At 53.2% G+C, this 22,489-nt stretch carries 17 protein-coding genes; 13 read left to right on the plus strand and 4 right to left on the minus strand.

Annotated features, from left to right (window positions below; translation table 11 throughout):
* Positions 1 to 225: 225 nt before the first annotated feature.
* Together JKP77_RS05820 and JKP77_RS05825 are read left to right on the plus strand one after the other, a co-directional pair.
* Complete coding sequence (locus tag JKP77_RS05820) at positions 226 to 1,161, plus strand: FAD:protein FMN transferase (protein ID WP_246601101.1); 936 nt, start codon at positions 226 to 228, stop codon at positions 1,159 to 1,161.
* 409 nt (positions 1,162 to 1,570) lie between these two features.
* On the plus strand, positions 1,571 to 3,076 hold the full coding sequence (locus JKP77_RS05825; protein ID WP_218310269.1) for an Hsp70 family protein: 1,506 nt from the start codon (positions 1,571 to 1,573) through the stop codon (positions 3,074 to 3,076).
* A 100-nt stretch (positions 3,077 to 3,176) separates the two neighbouring features.
* On the opposite strand, the gene JKP77_RS05830 is transcribed toward JKP77_RS05825, so the two are convergent.
* The 4 genes from JKP77_RS05830 to JKP77_RS05845 all read right to left on the minus strand — a co-directional run bounded on the left by JKP77_RS05830 (position 3,177) and on the right by JKP77_RS05845 (position 9,513).
* Positions 3,177 to 3,860, minus strand: a complete 684-nt coding sequence (locus JKP77_RS05830; protein ID WP_218310270.1) for a GOLPH3/VPS74 family protein — start codon at positions 3,858 to 3,860, stop codon at positions 3,177 to 3,179.
* 402 nt (positions 3,861 to 4,262) lie between these two features.
* Positions 4,263 to 5,819 carry a hypothetical protein gene (locus JKP77_RS05835; RefSeq protein WP_420840053.1) on the minus strand — a complete coding sequence of 519 codons (1,557 nt, stop codon included), beginning with the start codon at positions 5,817 to 5,819 and terminating at the stop codon, positions 4,263 to 4,265.
* A 71-nt stretch (positions 5,820 to 5,890) separates the two neighbouring features.
* Positions 5,891 to 8,368: a LamG domain-containing protein gene (locus JKP77_RS05840; protein WP_218310272.1), complete on the minus strand. Its 2,478-nt coding sequence runs from the start codon at positions 8,366 to 8,368 to the stop codon at positions 5,891 to 5,893.
* Positions 8,369 to 8,370: 2 nt separating this feature from the next.
* The gene (locus JKP77_RS05845; protein WP_218310370.1) at positions 8,371 to 9,513 is read right to left on the minus strand and encodes a hypothetical protein; all 1,143 of its coding nucleotides are present in this window, start codon (positions 9,511 to 9,513) and stop codon (positions 8,371 to 8,373) included.
* A gap of 421 nt (positions 9,514 to 9,934) precedes the next feature.
* Between JKP77_RS05845 and JKP77_RS05850 the strand changes: the two genes are divergently transcribed.
* The 11 genes from JKP77_RS05850 to JKP77_RS05900 all read left to right on the plus strand — a co-directional run bounded on the left by JKP77_RS05850 (position 9,935) and on the right by JKP77_RS05900 (position 22,470).
* Positions 9,935 to 12,646, plus strand: coding sequence for an HzsA-related protein (locus JKP77_RS05850; protein WP_218310273.1), 2,712 nt, complete (start codon positions 9,935 to 9,937; stop codon positions 12,644 to 12,646).
* 3 nt (positions 12,647 to 12,649) lie between these two features.
* The gene (locus JKP77_RS05855) at positions 12,650 to 13,381 is read left to right on the plus strand and encodes an SH3 domain-containing protein (RefSeq protein WP_218310274.1); all 732 of its coding nucleotides are present in this window, start codon (positions 12,650 to 12,652) and stop codon (positions 13,379 to 13,381) included.
* Positions 13,351 to 13,992, plus strand: a complete 642-nt coding sequence (locus JKP77_RS05860) for an outer membrane beta-barrel domain-containing protein (RefSeq protein ID WP_218310275.1) — start codon at positions 13,351 to 13,353, stop codon at positions 13,990 to 13,992. Before JKP77_RS05855 ends, JKP77_RS05860 begins: the two co-directional genes overlap by 31 nt.
* A gap of 15 nt (positions 13,993 to 14,007) precedes the next feature.
* Positions 14,008 to 14,523 carry a TlpA family protein disulfide reductase gene (locus JKP77_RS05865; RefSeq protein ID WP_218310276.1) on the plus strand — a complete coding sequence of 172 codons (516 nt, stop codon included), beginning with the start codon at positions 14,008 to 14,010 and terminating at the stop codon, positions 14,521 to 14,523.
* Between the two features lie 4 nt (positions 14,524 to 14,527).
* Complete coding sequence (locus tag JKP77_RS05870; RefSeq protein ID WP_218310277.1) at positions 14,528 to 14,767, plus strand: DUF4266 domain-containing protein; 240 nt, start codon at positions 14,528 to 14,530, stop codon at positions 14,765 to 14,767.
* The gene (locus JKP77_RS05875; RefSeq protein WP_338024840.1) at positions 14,754 to 15,890 is read left to right on the plus strand and encodes a DUF3570 domain-containing protein; all 1,137 of its coding nucleotides are present in this window, start codon (positions 14,754 to 14,756) and stop codon (positions 15,888 to 15,890) included. Before JKP77_RS05870 ends, JKP77_RS05875 begins: the two co-directional genes overlap by 14 nt.
* A 68-nt stretch (positions 15,891 to 15,958) precedes the next feature.
* A complete protein-coding gene (locus JKP77_RS05880) occupies positions 15,959 to 16,495 on the plus strand; it encodes a hypothetical protein (protein ID WP_218310279.1) in 537 nt (178 codons plus the stop codon).
* Between the two features lie 3 nt (positions 16,496 to 16,498).
* Positions 16,499 to 18,517 (plus strand): hypothetical protein, encoded by a 2,019-nt coding sequence (locus JKP77_RS05885; protein ID WP_218310280.1) that lies wholly within the window; start codon positions 16,499 to 16,501, stop codon positions 18,515 to 18,517.
* A complete protein-coding gene (locus JKP77_RS05890) occupies positions 18,514 to 21,450 on the plus strand; it encodes a tetratricopeptide repeat protein (protein ID WP_218310281.1) in 2,937 nt (978 codons plus the stop codon). The genes JKP77_RS05885 and JKP77_RS05890 overlap by 4 nt, the downstream gene beginning before the upstream one ends.
* Positions 21,434 to 22,156, plus strand: a complete 723-nt coding sequence (locus JKP77_RS05895; protein WP_218310282.1) for a tetratricopeptide repeat protein — start codon at positions 21,434 to 21,436, stop codon at positions 22,154 to 22,156. The genes JKP77_RS05890 and JKP77_RS05895 overlap by 17 nt, the downstream gene beginning before the upstream one ends.
* Complete coding sequence (locus JKP77_RS05900) at positions 22,156 to 22,470, plus strand: hypothetical protein (protein ID WP_218310283.1); 315 nt, start codon at positions 22,156 to 22,158, stop codon at positions 22,468 to 22,470. Before JKP77_RS05895 ends, JKP77_RS05900 begins: the two co-directional genes overlap by 1 nt.
* The last annotated feature ends 19 nt before the right edge of the window (positions 22,471 to 22,489 follow it).

Below are 22,489 nucleotides of genomic sequence, written 5' to 3' on the forward strand. Positions count from 1 at the left end.
GCACATTTAAATGGCGTGGTGGTAAAAACGTCTGCCTGTCTGAAATCACTGTGGTGCACCATGTTACCCTCCGTATCTTCCCAACACGCTCTCCTTTGTGAAGTATCACGCATACTGGCGTATAAAACCCAAGCTCTACCGAATACCTGAAAGCATGCTACAACATACTAAACCTATATTACTTTTACACTGTTCATGAACCGGATCCTGTCATTTCTCTTGTTGATGTTACTTACCGCGCCCGCGTCAGCACAGTGGTATTACGACGATGCCGCAATCATGGGAACCAATATTGAAGTGCAGGTCTGGGCATCTTCTGAAGCGCAGGGCCAGCAGGCTATCAATGCGGTATTCGAAGAAATGGAGCGCATCAATCAACTGATGAGCCCTTACATTGAAAGCAGTGAACTGAGCCAGTTAAATGCCCATGCGGCCGACGGCGCTTTTGTGGTGTCGGAGGAACTGTTTTCGCTTATCCGCTATGCCATTCGAATCGGCGACATGACACACGGTGCTTTCGATATCACCTTTGCCAGTGTGGGCTTTCAGTACGATTACCGCGCCCGCGTCCGCCCTGACGACACTATGATTGCCAGTCAGCTGTCCGCCATTAGTTATCAGCATCTGGAACTGAACGCTGACACCCATGCAATCCGCTATCGCCATCCGGATGTCAAAATTGATTTAGGAGGAATAGCCAAAGGACACGCCGTTGACAAGTCTGTTGAAAAGCTTAAATCGCTGGGAATACAGCATGCCATGGTAACTGCTGGCGGCGATACCCGGTTACTGGGAGATCGCCTTGGGCGACCCTGGCTGGTGGGGATCCGGGACCCACGCCAGGAAGGCAAACAAGCTGTGAAAATTCCGCTAGTCAGCTCTGCCATTTCCACCTCAGGCGACTATGAGCGCTATTTTGAGGAAGATGGCGTGAGGTATCACCATATTCTTTCGCCTTCCACAGGCAAACCAGCGTCACTGGTGCAATCGGTATCCATTATCGGTCCCAGCAGCACCACCAACGATGCGTTATCTACCTCTGTGTTTGTGATGGGACTTGCAGCCGGACTGGAACTTATTGACTCTCTGCCTGAGGTGGAGGCCATTATCCTTGATAACGAGCGGCGTATGCATTTTTCCTCCGGGCTGACAGATAACTAGGGAAGGTGCGAATAAGTCTATAGTCACTCAGCGAGTCCTGAAGCATGCAGTTGCAAGGCAGGATCCGCAGGGAATGGCAGTCGCCCTTGCCAAGAAGCCTAGCGCCGCAAATGTTTGCTTCAGGGCTCGCCCTTCGGGGCTTACAGCCAAGCGCCTACTCGCCGTTGGTCTTTTTTGACTTAACCCGTTAGGCCTGCAAAAGACCGCCTTGATTAGTCACTTGGCTGTGAGCCTGAGCGACCATAGACTTATTCGCACCTTCCCTAGAACGAACCTGGTCGCACCGTCCCGGTACCTTATTCTCTGTCTGCTAAAAACCCTTCCTTTTGATGTGGGCGCACGACTGATGAATCCGCGCTGATTTTCTATTACAATCCGCCTTCCTTTGCGCAGAAGAACGACGGAGACCATGGCGGCAATAGGCATTGATTACGGAACATCAAACTCGGAAGTGGCGTTTTTCGATGGTGAGGAGCACCACTTTATCACTCTGGATCCGCAACAGGCGGCGTCTAACAAGATCCGTTCATCCGTGTTTATTTATTACGATGACGAGTTACCCATGCCTCCTGCTTCTGCCGTCGAGGCCAAGGTTGCCCAGATTCAGCGCGCGATTACCGAGCAGATAGAAAAGGCCAAACAAGGCTATTATGACGCGCAGGATCCCAGGGAGCAGCAGGTCTACAGCAACAAAGTGGATGATCTTCGCGCCGAATTTCATAACCTCCCTGCACTGCAGCGACGCGCTATTCAGTACTTGCTCAAGGACATGACAGTAGATGATCTACCCCTGCAAAAGCTGGTGGATACCGGTACCTTTGCCTTTGGTGAGGAGGGATTCAAGCGCTTCCTGGCTACCCCGGAAAAAGGTCGCCTGATTTATTCCCCGAAAAACTTTTTGGGTGCAAATCTGGATAACTCTCAGCAGCAGGCATTTGTCAGCATGATTGCGCGGCAACTACGCTTTTTCCGCGAGTCTGCCGAGGCGCAGATGAAGCAGACTGTTGATACCGCCGTTATCGGTCGCCCGGTCAGGTTCCATGGTAACCGTGGCGAAGAAGGCAACCAGCAGGCTATTGCCATCATGACTGCCGCAGCGCAGGAAGCCGGCTTTTCGCGGGTTGAATTTTTAGAAGAGCCCATCGCCGCCGCGTACAAAGTTGAGCGTTCGCTGGAGCAAGCCACAGACGTGCTGGTGGTAGATATCGGCGGCGGCACCACAGACATTTGCTGTATTACGTTGTCTCCGGAAAATCTGAAAACGCTGGACCGGCAGGGCGATGTGCTCTCTGTAACCGGTGCCCGGCTTGGCGGCATGGAATGCGATAAAAACCTGATTGTAAAATCTATTGCGCCCTTGATGGGGCAGGGCTTACGCATGCAAAGCGGGCTTCCCGTACCGCCAACGTACTTTACCGACATGTGTGCCGTAGATGATATTCCGCGAATGAACCGTTTTTTCTCTGATGATTACGGTCTGGACATTGCTCAGACGATGTCTATTGTCACCGACAGTAAAGCATTGGGTCGCTTACTGACGGTACAGGAAGAGAAGCAATCTGCGCGTCTGGTAAACTCCTCACGCATGGCGAAAGAGTTGTTGTCGTCTAAAAATGAGGTCACGCTGCCCCTGCATTATATTGAAGAGAATTTTGATGTAGACATCACCCGCGACGATTTGGATGCCTCAATGAAGCCCTGGCTAAGTAAGGTAAAAAAGCTGATTACCGACTGTCTTGATAAAAGTGCCAAGTCGCCACAGATGCTGTTTATGACCGGAGGTATGAGCTTATCGCCTATCGTGCGCAAAGAAATCCAGGCTTTGGTGCCAGAGGATTTGCCCCTGATTGAAGGTGATGCGTTCAATTCGGTGTGTGAAGGCCTGGCAATTCAGGCCGCGCGATTACAAAAGTAGCCTGTAGTACAGATTGCTATCATCGCAGGTCTTACAATGTGGCCTAAAAGCCGTCTTTATGATGCGGTACCGGTTGCACAAAGAAAAAGGGGGCAGACAATTAACTGGTAACCACAATCGCCGGAATGATAGCTGCCATAATCACCACCATTTGAATGGCTTCGATAGCTTGTTTCGCGGCTTTTCCTATTAATTGCCCTTCGACAATGCGCTCTATACGGGTTTTGTGCGACCGCAATTCACCTGAACTGAAAACCTGTTTGAGCAGCCCGCCACTTTTTGCCAGTGCCAGCATCAGTGATACGTATTCACTTACGTTGGCATCAGGCTCCATCACTGCGCGGCGCAGCGCACTGCGAAGGGCATTTTCCGGCTCAGGGTTAATTTCCGGATAGACGCGCTTGGTAAACAGCCAAAGTACGGTTTTTTCTTCCGCTTTGACAATGCCTTTTTCAGCCAGCGACTTGGCTACAAGATGTTTCATACCGCCGGCGTTACCCAGCCGCTCAACCCAGTACTTCAGTTTTCGCTTTCTTGATGCAGAGTGCATTTTGGTGAGGATCCTGTCCAGCACCCAGTCGTCGGTAGTACTGGCATCCCGCACCTGCACATACCCCTCGCTGTCAGTCGTGATCCGTTTCATAAGTAGCAGGTCAGCGACGCCGGAAGCGGCGACAGTGATATCAATGAAGTCACCGTTCATTGTGCCGCTGACCTCGTTTAATGCCAGCAGCATAATACCTTCATACAGTTTCAGTTGTCTGGCTTTCAGTTGTTGTGCCACGTTGTCTGCCTTCTCTTTTCACTCGCATCATTCTTCATTCAGCATACCCCTAATAGCGCGAATGTGAACGCTTTCTTCACGGGAAACGTTATTTCGCCACTAATCGGACAGGGTATGGCGTGTGTAGATAATACGGCAGCAACATCAGGGGGAGTGCGAAGGGAAAGCGTGATGCAGGTTTAAAACGGGGGTTACCGCCGTGCAGGTGAGCAGACTCAATACGAATTGGTATCGGTAAGTGCTCGCACACCATTACTAACTGGTGTAAAAGGAAGGTTGTCTACATTGCAGGGCGGGTGATGAAACGCCGCAGGTTGTTGCTGACAAAAAAAACAGAGCGGAAAAAGGGCAAGGGTGCTTAACCTGCCGCTTACCCTTCATCCACATTATGTAGGTAGCACGCTATGCCATGGTGCCCTGCACGATAGGCTCAAATGCAGTAAGCCGGTCCATTAATGCCGCATTTCCCAGCCCGTGTGCCGGGAAGTACTCTGCGAAGCGGTGTTGCTCACCATGCAGTGCGAGATAATTAAGAATGACCGTTTCAACCAGCAGGTTCACGTTATTGGCAGAGGGTGCTGAGGCGGTTTCCACCGAACCGTCACGACGCATAAAGCCAATTTGCTGTCGCATGGCCTGCTCATCGGCATTAGCCCCCATTAACTGCGGCACACCATTAGGGTTATACACCAGGAAAAACGAGGCGGACGTGGAAGAGTTATCTCCGGTCCAGACGCCTTTGCCCCTGCCGTTAGCAGAATCATCAATCATGCCGTTACTGGCAACCGAGCCGTCACTACTGACATACAGCATGAGCGGCATGCCGACACGGGCGGCGTACTCCAGACAGGCACCGATGCAACGACCGGCCCGCAGGTCCCGAGTCTCACCGGTAGCGCGACTGCCATCATGGTAGTCGTAGCCACCCATAGTGACGGTTCCGGCACCGGCGAAGCCGTTTATCACCAGCTTCATAACGGATGCGGTTTTTCTGAACTCGCGATCGCTGTTAAATTCTTCCTGAGTAAAAATACCGCCAGGCCCAACAATGTCGACATCCAGGTAGGGATCCAGTGTCGAGGGATCGCCGAAGCGGTCGGTGATGTCGGCGCTTTTGACGTAACCACAACGTACCATATCCTTGATCACCTCATCGCGGGTAATGGCCGTTGACACATTGTTTAAGCGGCTGTCACTGATGCGCTGAATCGATTCCATCACCGCCACCGAGTCTTGCTGGCTGAGTAAACCCACGAGGTCGCCGGTATCCACAAGCCCCGTCACATCTGATGGACGATCGATCTTGGTCGGGCGTACAGCGGGGTTAATCATTGAAAACGGCGCCATGGAGTTGCCGCCTGAATCACTGTTCTGAGAGCCAACCAGCGTAAGCAGCGAGCCGTCTGCACCCACCCGGTTAATGCCATACATTGGATTGTGCGGATTATTCCCCGTGTCGTTTTCAGAGCGGGCCGGTAACACCGCACCGTTGATATTGGCGCGATGACTGACACCGACTTTTTCCAGTATGCCGCGCAAAAAAGCACTGTCTGAATGAAACGAGAGCCCCAGTTCCTGATTAATAAAATCTGATAGCCCGGTATCCGGGTTTGCTACAGACGGAACCATGTCGCCAGGCAAACCTTGTCGGGAATAGCCCGCCGTGCTCAGGAAATCGAGCTGCCCACCCTGACCACCAATTAATACGTTCGAGCCGGCGATATTCGCGCCACCGGCAAGATCGAAGGTAATAAAAGGAATTTTTCCCGCCCCCTGAGAGGCGATGCCGCATTGCGTTTTCAGTGCTTCAAGGTCGGCAGACAACGTAGCGTGCGCCTTGCGCGGACTGGCGAAAAGACCAAGTACTGAGCCCCCCATTACCGTAGCCGCGCCCGCGCAGAAGCCCTGCGCGATGAACTCGCGACGAGTCACCGGACGACTGTGATCGTTGTGCCGCATGGGCGTATCCAGTCCCGCTCCTGTGGTGCGCTTTTTAAAATAGTGTGACGATAAGCGTGCCATGATGACTCCTATTGGATAAGCATAACTGCACTGCCTAAAACGGCGGCGCAACTGGCTTTGGTAATGGTGCGGGTATACGCGGCGTCGCAACTTGCCGTGCCGTTGCAGGCAGAGAGCCCGCCTACCAGAGTAGCAAGCTCATCGCCAACGGCATCGCGGCTGGCCTGAGTGGCGACATCCGTTTTCAGCATGTTGTTTAAAAGCGGTGAGATAATACCGGTACTGGCCGTGCCATCAAATGCAACGGATGCTGGCTGGCTGAAGTCGAAGTCCGGGAAAAACTGCTGGCGCAGGCCGGCGTCTTCGATCAGTGTGTCGCAATACCTGATAGCCAGTTGCGTCACGGCCATCTGATTTGCTGCGACATAGCTTTCGATATCGGTCACCGACGGTAACTGTTGTTGTAACGATACAAATGCCTGATTGACCGAGGTATTGCTGACCGGTACACCGGTTAGCGCAGCCATGCTGGCATTAATTTCGCCAAAGTTACGTACGCCTATTTCACTCTGAGGCGTCAGGTCCTGTGGAGCGGCAGGAGTTGAAGGCGTGGGTTCAACACGAACATGCTCAGCGTCGCCCAGGCGCTCAAAGGTCAGGAAAAACTCGTCGCTCTCAGGGCCTTTCTCCAGCGGAATAATGGTGCCCTGACGTGATAGCCTGGCCCCGCTTTGTTCATCATATTCTGCTGCTGTTACCGTCGTCGCTAGCGTGCTGTAGACCTGACCGGCGAAAGATTCACGTCCATTGATGCCAATTCGCATACCTTCAAAGGTCACACCATCGATATCCGTGGCCACACCGGATTGCAGTGAGATAAAATGAGGTTCGGTAAACAGGTAGCTGTAACTGTCGTACTGACTGACTTCAAACATCACGTAGCTTTGTGGAATATCAATGATGTCGCTGATGCCGAACAGCAGAAAATATTTTTGTCCGACACCGGCAGCAAAGTTTCCGGCAATGGCCTGTTCGTTTAACGGTCGGTTGTGGATTGCCACCATGCGTAGCGTCCCCGCCCAAGGGCGATCACCTGACACTTCATTGCCGAGCACAAAGGCAAAGCTGTCGTCCCAGTCCAGCAGGCTGCCTGGGGCGGTATCATCAATATCGCCGGTATATTCACCATTAACATAAATTTGTCTGCCATCCGTTGCGCTGTAGTTGATCACAACGTGCTGAAGGGATGCCTGCAATACTTCTGCGTCATCATCAGTGGACAGTATCGGCTCGCCGTTAACGTCGGTATTTTCAGTGCGTAGCATAACGTCATAGTTGTATAAGGTTTGGCCCAGCGTAAAATTACGGCGATCCCGGCCGCCAGAATAACTGACAATGCGGGCAGGCCCTTCCTGAGTGACGTTTGCCGGCGCAACCCAGGCTTCAATGGCGAACTCGCCAGTGCCGACAATAAGCTCATAGAGCTTTCGCGACGCCGTCGTGGTGCCCTGTGCTTTGCCGTTACCCAGTTGAATACCGTAGCCTCCCACCCAGTTGTACTCACCACTTAAGGTCAAATCCAGCGCCGGGTCGACACCACTGGTATCGAAAGCCTGATTGCCGCTTCCGGTTTTGAACTCCCATTTTGCAATAGCGTTGGAATCGAAGCGGCCGCCACCGCTGGCCAGCACGCCTTCGTACAGCGACAGCGCGTCTGAATGTACCAGTTGCGGGTCCAGTTCGGTCAGTGCTATCTCTGCTGCCATGTCGCTGATAGCCGCAGAGAGCGTAGCTGCGTCATCTTCGCAGTCACTCCAGCAATTGTGGAATTGCTCGCGTAACCGTACCACCACCCGTGAAGATGCCGGGTCGTCAAGATTGAGGCGGTCTTTCGCAGCCTCGTAGGCCTCCAGCACATCCGCAGAAGCGAAATAGGGTGAAATGGGAATCGTGGCAGAGCTGGTATGACAGTCTGCACAGAAGGTGTTTAGTACCGGATAGACGGTATCGGCAAACAGATCTGGCGACGCAGGAAAGTTGCGGGTGCTGCCAGGCGCCCGTGAGACGGGTGCTTGCAGTTCAATATCGGTTGACTGATCCTGTGCGTTGGCAAGCGAGGCCCAGTTGCCAATCCAGGTTGTCATTATGTCTTCGCAGGCACTGTCGCTGGACAGCCAGCAGTTGTGACCGCCTGCTACTTTGGTGACCAGAGCGGAATCGCCGGGACTGGACAGATTTACCAGGCCATTAATATCAGTATACGCCTGATTAATATCATCATTGCGGGCGAATGTTGGTGATTGTTGCCCCTGAATGTGACACGCACCGCAACGGTCTTCGGTGGCAATGTTGTCCCACAGCGCTTCTTTAAAGTGCCTGATGTCATCAGTGGCAGGGGCAGGGCCCGAGTAGTTTACCACCGGTTGCTCTGCCGGCGGAGGTAACGGGTTTTCGGTGACCTGAGTATCACCGCCGCCGCAGGCGGCAAGTATAGCGGTCAGGGACAGCACCCATGCCGGACGCAACAGCGCTTTTGGTCGCAACATGCTCACTCTCCTTTACAGTAGCTGGCGGCACCGGCAAACACCGGCTTCATGCGGTAGCCATCACTGGCAAACGCCGATGTCATTGCCGCTATCTGGCTTCTGTCAGCCGCGTCCTGCGGTTTACGCAGGCACACCTCTTCAAACACTTTAGTGACCTGGCAGGTGGCGAACTTTTCACTGTGCGCCAGCTCGCGGCCCATGCTCTTGGCGCCATTGCCCTGACCCGGTAAGGCAGGGTCCCAGCCCAGATGCTGGTTATAACCTTCCCGCCAGTAGTTTTCCCAGGCATCATCTTCGGTAATATAGCCGTGCACGAAATTGTTACTGTTTATCCAGTATTTCGCCTGCACCCGGAGTCCGGTTTCCGGAACCGTCATGCCACTGCGGTTGTAAACCAGTGCGCCTTGTTCACCGTCAGGGTCGCTGTCGGCGTCATAATCGTAATTGTAATAGGCAAAGGCCTGTGCCAGCGGATCCATACCGGAGTGGCAGCCTACACAATTGTTGTGAAACAGGCGGCTGTCACCGCCGGGACTGCGGCTGACGTCCTGTCGGACACGATCCGGGGCACGCGTAATGTCGGCCACGCCTTCAAGATCAGTGCAAAGATGATTAATCAGTGTAAAGCGGAACATGGCGCGATTCGTCCCGTCTTTAAAAAAGGCTTTTGCCGCGGCCCGGGTGGTTAAGACGCCAGCCGTTGCGTCGGCAGGGATCCCGGTTTCTGCTGACTGTGTGGTCTGTTGAAGATGCGCCTGAAGATCTACAACGTTCTCTTCCATCGCCTCATAATGCTGATTATTGGTTGTGCTGTACGCGGGTAAGCTAAGCGCGGCGTCGCCGACATACAGCACGTCAGCACTCAGTACGTCACGAAAGTCAGCATCATCGCGGATAAGGCCGATGACGGTGGCCGTGTAATCGTTCAGCGGTGCGTACACATCGAACGCCTCGTTGGTCCAGGGAGTAACCCAGTGTTTCAGCGTAACATTATAAAAAGCCGGATTGTCCATCGCTATCATGGCGGCGCTGATATCATCGCCGGCAGCAATATGCGACGCCATGTCGTCCAGCACGCTATCGCTGGCGGGAACGCCAGCGAGCCTGTCATGCATGCGTGCTGCCTGCTCGCGCGGGCCAGCCATTACCGGAAGCGTTAACAGCAGCGCTAAGCAAACTACAGCCACTGGCAGCAGCCAGCCTAGCGGTCGTGATGTGTGATGGGATGAATCGATAAGCACAGAAGGCTCCGGTATTTCTCAATCTGTGCATAATAAAAGCAGTGACAGCGTCAGGTATAAATAGCGCTGCACACGCTTACATATATAAATCTATAACTTTGTGAGCGGGTATGCGATGACATAGACACGCTAACTTACTGATTTAAAACATTGCAGAGCTATCCGCGAGGGTGGGTAAAAGCCTGAAATCACTGTGCCAGCATATTTCCTGCTTTATGCATATAGGTATCAAACCACATTCCCATTTATGAATGTGGTCATTGTTCACAGGTGGCGTCAGTGAAATGCTTACACTCCCGATTTTGGGAGCTGTATCGCGAAGGCCATGACTTATTTCACTACTATCACTCACCGAATCACTGCCCTGGCGTCTGTGCCTGTTGCCGCAGGTGTCAGACTCGCCGGTCTCACAGGCGTGCTGTTATTAAGCGGTTGTAGTGAATCGGTTGTGACAACGTCAAGCGAAACGCCTGATCCAGTTGTTGTTGATATCCCGGTGGCTTACGTTGCAAGAGTCCTGCCCGTGGATGAGGATGGCGAGCCGGTTGGTAGCGATCTTCGCGAACCGGCCCAGTTTACTCCCGGCGCAGCGCTGTATATCAAACCCCGTGCGGCGGTGAGTGCGCAGGCCAGAAATATTACCGACAAGGCATTTGTCTCCGATCCTGAGTCAGACGTGCCGCCAATGTACGACGTAAAAGACATCGATGTATCCTTTGACGGCACACGGCTTATTTTTGCCATGCGCGCACCGGAAATCGAGAACGCCGACGACGATGAGCAACCCACCTGGAATATCTGGGAATACGACCGCACAACAGACACGCTGCGACGCATTATTGAGTCGGATATTGTCGCTGAGGCTGGCCAGGACACCGCGCCAACCTACCTGCCGGATGGCCGGATTGTTTTCAGCTCAACCCGGCAACGAACCAATCAGGCGATTTTGCTGGATGAAGGTAAACCGCAGTACGCCGGGCTGGAAGAAAGTCGACGAACCCATGCCTCGGTGCTGCATGTGATGGATGCCAACGGCACCGATATCACGCAGATATCGTTTAACCAGAGTCACGATATCGATCCCCAGGTTCAGCCGGATGGCACTATCTTATTTTCTCGATGGGATCAGGCTGGTGGCGACAAAGGCATGCACCTATATCGTGTTAACCCCGATGGCAGCGGTCTGGCTATTGTCTATGGTCGTCACAGCCACAATGTAAGTGGCGACACGCAACAGTTCGTGCAAAGCCGTCTAACGCCCGACGGACACATTCTGGTAGCCGTAAGACCTTACCAGCGTGACACGCTGGGTGGCAATTTCGCGTTACTGGATACCGAGAACTTTACCGATAACACGACGCCGGTAGCATCCTCTGACAGCCTGAACGGGCCGGCGCAGACCCCAGCGTTGTTTGACAATATCGACACCTCACTGCCGATTTCTCCGGGCGGCATTGTCGCCTCTGTCTACCCGTTGTGGGATGGCAGTGGACGTCAGTTGTTTTCGTGGAGTCAGTGCCGGGTACTGGGGCCTGAAACCGAAGACGACAGCCCCCGACAAGTTCTGCCGTGTACTGAAGAGAGACTGGCAGATGACAATGTCGAAGCAGCACCGGCGCTCTATGGATTGTGGATGTACGATCCGCAAACCCAGACTCAGCAAGTGATTGTCACGCCCGAGGAAGGAATTGCGATGACCGAGTTTGTCTCAATGGAAAGTCGCCCGTTCCCTGACGATTTTACCGGGCCTGAAAACTATGACGACGAACTGGCGCAACAGCAGCGAGGGACGCTGCATATTCGCAGCGTGTATGATTTTGGTGGCGAAGACTTAAGCCCGTTTGGACTGAGTGCCACGGCCAATCCGGCACAAACGTCACCACAGCAACGTCCGGTGCGCTTTATTCGCATCGAAAAAGGCGTGTCGCAACCCGATGATGACGTGCTTGAGTTAGACAACGATGCTTTTGGTCCGAACCGGCGTCTCGGTATGCGGGAAATTATTGGCTATGCCGAAGTAGAGCCGGACGGGTCGGTAATGGTCGACGTGCCAGCGAATATTCCCTTGTCATTCAGCTTTACTGACGAGGCAGGGAAGCGCGTTACCGGACGACATGATAACTGGCTACAAGTCGCTCCCGGGGAGGTGAAAACCTGTCATGGCTGCCATACTGCCGACAGCACGGTTCCTCATGGCCGTCCCGACGCAGAATACGCTTCAGTCAATCCGGGAGCAGCGTCAACCGGAAGCGGGTTCCCCGGCGCAAATCCGGCGCTTTTTGCTGATATCGGTGAAACCATGGCGCAAACCCGCCGCCGCGTCTTAGGTGCGCATCAGGCCAGTGCCGACATGGTGTTTGAAGACGTCTGGACAAACCCGCAAACCAATACACCCGCCCCATCATTTACCGTGACTTATGCAGAGTTACAAACCGAATTACCGGTAACGCAGGGGTGTGCCCAGAACTGGACCGCGCTGTGCCGTAGTGTCATCAATTTCCCCGATCATATACAGCCTCTGTTTGAAGCTGAGCGTGACATCACCGATGAGCTGGGTAACGTGACAGAAGTACGTACCTGTGTGTCTTGCCACGGGCCAATGAACAGCGACAGCGAGGCGCAGGTGCCTGCAACGCAGCTGGATTTGACTGCGAATCCGTCCCCGGATAACCCTGACCACGTTGTCAGCTACCGCGAACTGCTGTTTACCGATAACGCCCAGGAAGTCGTAGAAGGCATATTGCGTGATATTCAGGAAATCGTCGTTGATGACAATGGCAATATCGTTTACGAGCGTGATGAAGACGGCGAGCTGATCCTGGATGCCGATGGCAATCCTATCCCGGTGACCGCGCCGGTACCGGTTGCCGCAACTGCGCGGGCAGGAAGCGCACAGAGCAGTACCGCTCTGTTTCAGGTGCTGGAAAGCGGCGCTCACGCCGGCTGGTTGTCTGCTGCCGAACGCAAGCTGCTGGCAGAGTGGCTGGATATGGGCGCTCAGTACTATAACAATCCCTTTGATGCGGTACAGGAGTAGCGCATGCGGCTGGTATGGATGGTTCTGGCACTTCTGATAAGCAGCGTTGCAAGCGCAACAGAAGTGCAGGTTACGGTGGTTGAACCTTACGCGGATATGCACACCGGTCCGGCAAGTGAGTACCCTGCGTTTCATGCCGTGGAAAGAGGGGAAGCCATCACCGTGATGTCTTCGCACACCGGCTGGTATAAGGTTCGGACTGCCAGGGGTGTTGAAGGGTGGATCCCCGGAAATGCGCTGGCCAAAACCATACTGCAGGACAACAAAACGTTCCCTATTGACGATAAAAACTTTGATGCATTTCAGCAGCGTCTTTTTGAGGTGTCGGTATTCGCTGGTCGTATCGACAATACCAATGCACTTTCAGCGAATGCTGCCTGGATAATTACCCCGAATATTGCCGCAGAAGCCAGCCTGACGCAGGCTCTGGGAGAGTTTTCAGAAAACCGGTTGTGGTTAGTACGTTTGCAACACACCGCGTTCCCTGACTGGCGCCTGTCGCCTTATTTCACGCTGGGTGCCGGTCAGATCCAAACCACGCCAACTGCGACGCTGGTGCAAAGCGGCGCGGAAACACGCACAAACGATCTGCTGGAAGTGGGCGTGGGCGTCAGATATTACCTTATCAAACAATTTAGTGTGCGCCTGGAATACAAGCGCCTGACAGCGCTGACAGAGCGCGATGCATTTGAGGAGTTAAACCAGTGGCAACTCGGCTTTTCCGTCTTTTTTTAACCGGCGGCCTGCTGGCCTCCGGTGTGGTTTTCAGCACGTTATCGCACGCGCAGAGTAACGATGTCCTGATTGAGCCTGAGCTCAAGCGTGATGTGGTCACTGAAGCTGATATCAACAGCAACGACTTTGAGTTCGGCGTGGTGGCAGGCTTCGTTAGTATTGAGGACTTTTCCTCCAGTGCGGTATACGGCTTGTCAGTTGGATATCACGTCACAGAAAACCTGTTTGTAGAAGTGCAGGGCGGGATGGCTGAAGCGGGGAAAACCAGCTTTGAGAACCTGTCAGGCGGTGCGCCACTTCTGACTGAGGATGAGCGTGATTATCAGTTTTACGATTTGTCAGTGGGCTATAACTTCAACGGCGAAATCTTCTTTACTGATGGCACCACCTTTAACACCGATTTTTTTCTGACGGTGGGCGGCGGCAGTACCTCATTTGGAGGCGACAATAAATTTACGTTAAGTCTTGGCGCTGGGTATCGGGTGTTGGTTACCGATAGCATTGCGCTGCGACTTGATGTTCGTGACCGCATATTCAGTTCACAGCTGACTGGCGAGAAAAAAGACACCCACAATTTGCAGTATACGCTGGGTGCCACGTTCTTTTTCTAAACAGAGGTAATGGCTATGAAAATCCATCCATTAAAAAGTTTCTCCGCACTGGGCATCCTTGTCATGGTACTGCTCGGGTTAACGACCACCGTGACACAGGCAGCAACCGTGTCGGTAGAAGCGCCTGACTTTACGCTTAAAAGTCGCTCCGGCGATAACCTGCGTCTGAGCGAGGAGCGCGGCAATATTGTTATCGTGAATTTCTGGGCGTCCTGGTGTGGGCCCTGTCGCGAAGAACTGCCTGAATTCGAAGCGCTGTACCAGAGTTATGCCGATATGGGGGTAACGGTGTATGCCGTGAATGTGGACGATCAGTCTGAGAAGGCGAACAAACTGCTGGAAGATATTTCCGTCTCCTTCCCGGTGCTGTACGACCCCAATGGTGAAGTCAGTGAGTTATATGACGTGTCCGCCATGCCAACCACGGTGATGATCGATCGTAACGGGGTTGCCCGCCTGATGCACAAGGGTTACAAATCCGGCGATGAAGCTAAGTATGAAGAAGCGTTGCACCGCTTATTAAGAGAGTAATGTAATGAAACGCGCATGGCATATTACGATAATTCTCGCAGGGTCGTTGCTCGGTGGATGTGCGTCCACGCTTACAGACATTGAACCTTGGGTAAAACCTTACGAGCGCAGCAACCTGGCTGATCCGATCATGAGCGCAAACCGCAACCCGGTAGCGCTGGCTTATACCAAACATGTGCATGAAGCCAGAGAAGGCGCGCGGGGCGCGGGTGGTGGAGCCGGAGGCGGTTGTGGTTGCAACTAAACGCCTGCTGGCGTTACTGGCTCTGACGCTCGTAAGCGCAGGCGCATCGGCAGCAGTGTTACCGGCCGACCGCGCGGATGCCATGTATCACAGCTATAGTGGTGATGGCGTGTCTATCGACGGCCCCTCCATTTTGCTGCGTAAAAAAGCGGGCAATAACTGGTCGTTCTCGGCCAACTATTATGTCGATACGATATCCGGCGCGTCCATTGATGTGCGCGCCACTGCCAGTCCTTATAAGGAAGAGCGAACAGAAACCTCCGTTGGTGTGGACTACGTCCACAATAAAACCTCTATGGCGATGAGTTACACTAACTCCAGTGAAAATGACTTCGAAGCCAATTCCGTCTATGTAGGCGTAAGTCAGGATTTCTTTGGTGATCTGACCACGTTATCGATGAGCTATTCCCGTGGAGAGGATGACGTTGGCCGCCGTGGCGATGCGTCATTTGCGGAAGAAGCACAGCGACAGAAGCTTGGCGTAGGACTGACGCAGGTTCTCACCAAAAACCTGATTGTCGGCATAAATGCTGAAAACGTATCAGACGAGGGCTATCTGAATAATCCTTACCGGGCCATACGGTATCGCGACGCAGACAGCGCCAGAGGCTTTTCGTTTATGACGGAAGTTTACCCGCAAACCCGCGTAAGCAACGCTTTTTCCGTTAATGCCAACTACTATTTGCCATACCGCGCCAGTCTGTACTCAGACATGCGTTACTATACCGATACCTGGGGTATTGAGGCGGGCAATGCAAAATTTGGTTATATACACACATTTGGGGATGACTGGATCCTTGATTTTCATGTACGGTACTACCAACAGGATCAGGCTGACTTCTACCAGGATCTTTTTTCGCGCCCCGATGAATACAATTTCATGGCGCGTGATAAGGAACTGAGCACATATCAAAGCTTTTCCACTGGCTTTAAAGTCACCTATGAGTGGCAGTTTTCTTCACAAAGAATAGTAGAAAAAAGCTCAGTAAACCTTGAATATGACTACATGAAGTTTGATTATGATAACTTTCGTGATGTCACTGACGACGCGCCGGTCGGCGAAGAAGCGCTTTTCGGTTTCAGCGCTAACGTAATTCGTCTTTATCTGTCGGTTTGGTATTAAAGCGTGCGTTTGCTCACCGCAGCCGAAGGCTGTGGTGACAAGCATGTACGCTGAAGGGAGAACACTACATGAAAAAATGGTTAGCCACTCTGGCTACAGCGACACTGCTTTGCGTTAGTGCAGGTAACGTGTCACTGGCACAGGAGGATGCCACCTCAGCACCAGGAACACTCGAGTCTGACATTGAGGACTTAAAAAAAGCCTTAATCAATCTTAACCGCGACCTGTTTATCCTTGAACAGGATCTGCTCTTTCCGTCCAGTACGCAGGTGGCTGTGTATCTGTCTGTTGATACCGGTGCCTACTTTGCGCTGGATGCTGTAGAACTTAAGATTGACGATGAGGAAGTGACGCACTATCTGTATACCGACCGCCAGGTTGATGCGCTGCATCGCGGCGGGATCCAGCGGCTGTTTGTTGGCAACGTGAATCAGGGAGAGCATGAACTCACCGCCTTTTTCGTTGGCTACGGGCCAGAAGGTCGGGCTTATAAACGGGCTGTCTCGCTGACATTCGAAAAGTCAGGCAAGCCTGCCGCGCTGGAATTACGGATCCGCGACGAAGCGTCGAAACAGCAACCTGAATTTACTGCAACAGTGCTTTAAGGAATGATGAAACCCACTCACCTTCGCTGGTGCATCGCACTGTTTTTAGCAACTTGCAATGCCAGTGCCCAGGAGCCTGCCGACAATACTGATCCCATGTCACGCATCCACCTTGGCGAGGCGGTTTATGCGTTGTATGAATCAGATCCCTTCAACGCCCTGACACAGATAGCGGTATCTCAACAACGGGTACTGGAGCCTGAAGACCGGCGTCAGCTTAACCTCATTCATGGCGGCGTATCGCTGGGGTGGGGGATGCCAGGCGATGCGCAGCAGGCATTGCAGAGCGTGCTGAATGATCCGCAAAGCGACCTCAAGACCCGGATCCGGGCGCGATACTGGTTAAGCCGGCTGTATTTTTCCCAAGCTTACGAAGGTAAAGCCAAAGTTCACTATCAGGACATTGCCGACTATGCCGCATCCGATGCGCGGGGCGATACCGCGTATCTGACCGAAGCGCAGTGGGATCAGCTTCACTACATGGCAGCCAATATTGATATACTGGCGGGCAAGGAAAGTGCATTTTTCGATAAGCTCACCAACACCGATATCGAAACCTATTATTTACTTTATAACCGCGGTGTGCAGGCTTTCGCTGCGGACAATTTCCGTGAGGCAGAGCAGCTGTTCGCCAGAGCACAACAGGGGTTAGTCTCCAACCTGTCACCTGTAGCGGCACCGAAAGAAAGCTGGCTAAGCTGGCTTGGCGTAAACTCTGATCCTACGCCAGAGCAGGTGGATGAAAACGAGTTTCAGGCACTGCTAAATCAAATTCTGCTGGCTCGCGGTCAAACCCTGCTGGCTGAAGGTAAACTGGCACCGGCGACCGATGCATTTGGTCAGATTACGGGGCAGACGCTGGCGCGGGACGAGGCGCTGCTCGGTTACGGCTGGGCATTGGCGCAGGGCGATGACTGGCCAATGGCCATGGGAATATGGCAGTTTCTTACTGAACAACCCGAAAATCTGTATACGCTTCAGGCAAGACATGCCTTAGGTTTGGGATATGCCAGGCATAAAGGCTACCAGGATGCCCTGGCACATTTTGAAACGCTGGATGCTGAATTAACCAAGGCCGTGGCCGAGCTGGACACGTTGAAATCGCAAATCTCAGACAGCGCCTACTGGGCTGCTATTGGCAGTGCGCTATCGGAGTCAGTTGATGTGCAGTCAGTTCCTGAAGCCTACGCTGCCTGGCCACAGGTTCATCGCGATATTTTAAAACGTATTGTGACGACCGATGAACAGCAGTCGAGTTATTCGCTACTGCAACACCTGCGAATGTTGTCAGACATGCAGCGCGTGCTTGCCGCAAAAGAGAAAACCGTTGGCCAGTTTGCAACATTGATAACCGAAAGACGAATTGAACACGCGCGGCGTGTGCGAGCCATTGATACCGCCTCACATGATGAGACGCTACAGGCCATCAGTCAGCAAGCGGATGCACTTGAGCAGCGCGTAAACCGGGCAATGGAGAGTGCAAACGCGCCTGCCTCTGACAGTGCGTATTTTGATGCTATCTCTACATTCGCAAAGCCCGAACAGCAGGCGACACTGGCGCGAATCAACGAAGCTGAAGCCCGGCTTCAAAGACTACTTGCAAATCAGGACCTCAAACCTGAATACCAAGCGCGTCTGGCGCGCGTAAAAGGCATTATTCAGTGGCAAATTGATGATCAGTTTGTGCCGCTGGCGTGGCAATATAAAAATCAGCTTGCGTCACTTCAGGCGTTACGTGATGAAGCTGAAGTCAGACTTAACGCATTAAATGAGCTGGTTGAGAACCCGATGATTTTTGATGCGCAGGAGACCCGCGTGGAGCGAGCAACGCAGCAGGTAGCGATGCGTAAACAGGAAATAAATCGATTGATTAATGTGGTAACCAAAACGTTGATTGCGCGAACGGAAGACGCGTTGGAAACACGCCGCGCCTACTTGTTAGATCAGCAAACGACCACACGTTTAGCCTTATTACAGTTGCGTGACCGCTGGCAGCCCGACTCGCAGGGAGGGCAGCCATGATACCCCGGTTCCCTAACGCATCATTGCTTAGCGCCAGTGTACTTACGGCGCTGATGCTGTCCGGTTGTGCTACAGCCCCGCAGGAAGAAACGCAGGTTGTTGCCACGCAAACCGATACGCCTTTGCTGAATTCTCTGAATATCAAACCGGTATCGGTGACCCCCAGTGAAGCGCCTATTGCGCCGCTTACCGAACTTCGCGACGGCTACGGCGTGATCCTGGAAAAACTTAACGATCCTGAACTGGCTCAGCACATTCAGCTGAGGCTGGGAGATGTCGAGATGCTGCTGGCAGAAAAGCACCAGGCAGCCGGCACGCAGGATCCAAAAAGCAGCGATAACAGCAAAGCCTGGCAGCGCGCGATTGATACCTACGAGGCGTTGCTGGCCACGTACCCGGATGAAAAAACGCAGGAAGAAATACTGTATCAATTGTCGCGGGCGTACGATTTGCAGGGGCAGACTGCGAACAGCGTGCGGGTATTAACGCAGTTGTTGAAAGTGCAACCTGACTCTATTCATGCGTCTGAGGCGTGGTTCCGTCTGGGTGAGGCTCATTATAGCGATGCGCGTTACCGCGAGGCGGCCAACGCGTATCGTAACAGTATGGAGGCAGACGCTACAGGTAACTTCTTTATCATGTCGGCGTACATGAAAGGATGGTCGCACTATAAACTTGAGCAGTTTGGCAACGCGCTGGACGCGTTTGATATTATGGTGGATGCCAGCTTCTCTGCGCTTCCTGAAGCGGTTTTTGCGTTTAATGGTACGCCGCCTGAAGTTGCCATGCTGCCAAAAGGCGAACAAAAGCTGGTATCTGACGCACTGCGCGTCATGGCTATTCTGTTTTCCTATCGTGGTGATGGTAAAGCGATTGCAGAATTTTATGCTGACCGTGAGCCTGCGCCACACAGTTATCTGGTGTACGACGAACTGGCACAGCAACATCTGAATAATGACCGCTATCAGGACGCAGCGGATGTGTATCTGGCGTTTGCATATCGCCATGTATCACATCCGCTGTCTGTGGCATTTTATGTCAAACATGTGGATGCATACCTGTTGGGCGAGTTCCCGTCACTGGCGCTGGAGGCGAAAGCCGGGTTTGTGAATACGTTCGGCCGCACTTACGGTGTCTGGGATGAATGGTCTGAAATTTACAGAGAAAAGTCCTCGCCTTATCTCAGGGAATACTTAACCACTCTGTCTCAGTCTGAGCACAGCATCGCGCAGACGCTGGCGAAAACCGAACCCGATGCGAGCCTTAATGAGCGTCAGGCGAAAATGGTGCAGGCACTGACCGATGTACAAAAAGACAACGCCTACGCCAAAGCCGCCCGGTACTACCGCGAGTTTATCAGTCTGTTTCCTGACGATGAGAGCACGCCGGATATGCAGTTTTTTCTGGCTGAAAGTCTTTTCGAGGCGCAGCAATACGCGGAATCTGTCGACGCCTACGAAACCTTTGCGTATGCCAACCTGAGCCATGAAAAGTCAGCGGAAGCGGCATATTCGGCTTTGCTCGCGCACAATGAAATGGCACTGGCAGGAAGCGGCGATACTGACGCGCAGAACGCCAGCAGAGCACGATTTGTCGATACATTTACCGGCGATCCGCGTGTTCTGCCTGTGGCACAGACGCTCATGCAATACTACTTTGACAATCAGCAGTATGTGCAGGCCGCACAGTGGAGCGACTGGTTACTGGCCTATCAGCCTCCGGCAGGCGTTAACTTTACCCGCGAGGACGAAAACGCCGCGATAGTGGTAAAAGCGTACAGCCTTTATGGAATGGAGCAATATGCCGATGCGCAGCCGGTAGTCGAGCAATTACTGACCCGCTTACCTGTCTCAGATCCCAGGGTCGATGAGCTGAAACGTGCTTATGCCACTATCCTGTATCGTCAGGCGGACAACGCCGTTGCGCAAAACAATCTGCCCGAAGCCATCACGTTTCTGGAAACCCTGATTGCGTCGCTGCCTGACAGTGATGCCAGAATTAACGCCCAGTACGATGTGATAAGTCACTTATTGACTGCGCAGCGGTATGACGAGGCGCAGCGCTGGCTTCTGGACTTTAAAAATCGGTTCCCCGCCAATCCTTTACAGGAAACGATCCCCGATAAGCTGCTGTTTGTTTATGAGCAAACCGGTCAGTGGGATCGCGCCGCCGCACACCTGATTGCAGTCTATGAGCAGTCTCCTGCTACAGAGGCGGGTCGCGAGGCGTTATGGCAGGCGGCAGAATATTTTGAACAGGCCAGTATGAACGATGAGGCCTTAGCCGCCTATCGGGACTACGCGCATGCGTTCCCCGAGCCTTTCTCTCAGGCAACGGAAGCGCGCTATAAAATGAGCGAGTTTTATCTGGCGAGAAGCGACGAAGCCAAACGCCGCTACTGGCTGAAAAAGCTGATGGACGCGCAGGATGCAGCAGGTGAAAAGGCAACAGGCCGGTCGCGGACACTGGCGGCAATGAGTGCGATGGTGTTTGCCACCGATGCTGAAACCGTGTTTGAACGCATAAAACTCACTGCGCCATTGCGTGCATCGCTGGTGGATAAGCGCGAAGCGCTGGATAACGCGCTGGCGTCGTTTAATAAGGTTATTAGCTACGGTGTCAGAGATTACGTCACCGAGGCTAATCACCGGCTGGGTGAGCTGTACCTGACACTGGCAAAAGATTTGATGGACTCCGAACGTCCGGATGGGTTGTCAGCACTGGAGGCGACACAATACGACATTCTGCTTGAAGAACAGGCGTTCCCGTTTGAAGAGAAGGCGATTGATGTTTATGAGCTTAATGCGGCACGGATCCCTGATGGCGTTTATGATGAGTGGATCAAGGCCAGCATGGCGAAGCTGGCAGCGCTATTGCCGGTTCGTTATCGCAAAGAAGAGATCACCGAGGTGCTTAATGAAGCCGATTTTTAAGCACGCGCTGCTGGCGGGTCTTTGCCTGGGAATGACAGCCTGCGCCAGCCGCCCCGATAGTGCCCCCACGCCGACTCCTGAACCTGAAGACGTAGTAACGGAATCGGCGTCAACAGCGATAGATCCGAACGTGGCAAACGGACAGGCGCTGCTTGCCGAGGTAAATTTATACCAGCAGGCTAAGAAACCGCTGGCAGATGAGACCAAAGCATTGCTGGTAAAGGCGCAGGATGCGGTGCATAGCGGGGAGCGCGTTGACGCCGCGGGGTTGTTGGCAAGACTCATGGCACACCCACAACGCACTGCGGCTATGTATGTTCTGCAGGGCGATTATGCCATGCAAACCGGGGAGGCGGAGAAGGCGCAGGACTTTTATCGTCAGGCGGTAAATGCTAACCCGTACACGTATTTTGCGCATAATCGCATTGCTACCCTGCTTAGAGAAAAAGGCCTGTTTGACGAGGCACTGATGCATTACAACCGCGCGCTGGATGGCTGGGCAGGCTTCGCGCCAGCGTACCGGAACCGAGGGATCCTCTACGATTTATATCTGGGCGACAAAGTGAAGGCGAAAGCCGACTACGAACGCTACCGGGATATCCAGCTGGCAAAACAGGAGGACTTCGCCAGTACACCTGAAGGCCGTGAAGTTAACGCCTGGATTGCTGATTTGTCACGCCAGATATCGCAGGCAGGAGGTCGCTGATGAAAACCGTTCTGACAATTTTTGCACTCACTGCGCTGGTGCCGCTCAGCGCTATCGCGCAGTCGGATCCTCGCACGGACAGCAATGAACCTTTGCGTCTGGAAGACACCATTCGTGGGAATAAGGAGCAACCGCGGGTTCTGAGTATTGTGCCCTGGCAACTGCCAAAATATCGTCCCATTGAAGGGGCACTGGACTGGCAACCCAGCCTGATATCACCGCGGCCGATTCACCGTGACAGCTTTACCCGACAGCTGTCGATTGAACAGGTGATGCAGGGTAATGACGCAAAACAAGCAAGTAATAATCAATAATCTGATGGGTGGCTTTTCA

This window comes from Alteromonas antoniana (genome assembly GCF_019249295.1).
Taxonomy (GTDB): domain Bacteria; phylum Pseudomonadota; class Gammaproteobacteria; order Enterobacterales; family Alteromonadaceae; genus Alteromonas; species Alteromonas antoniana.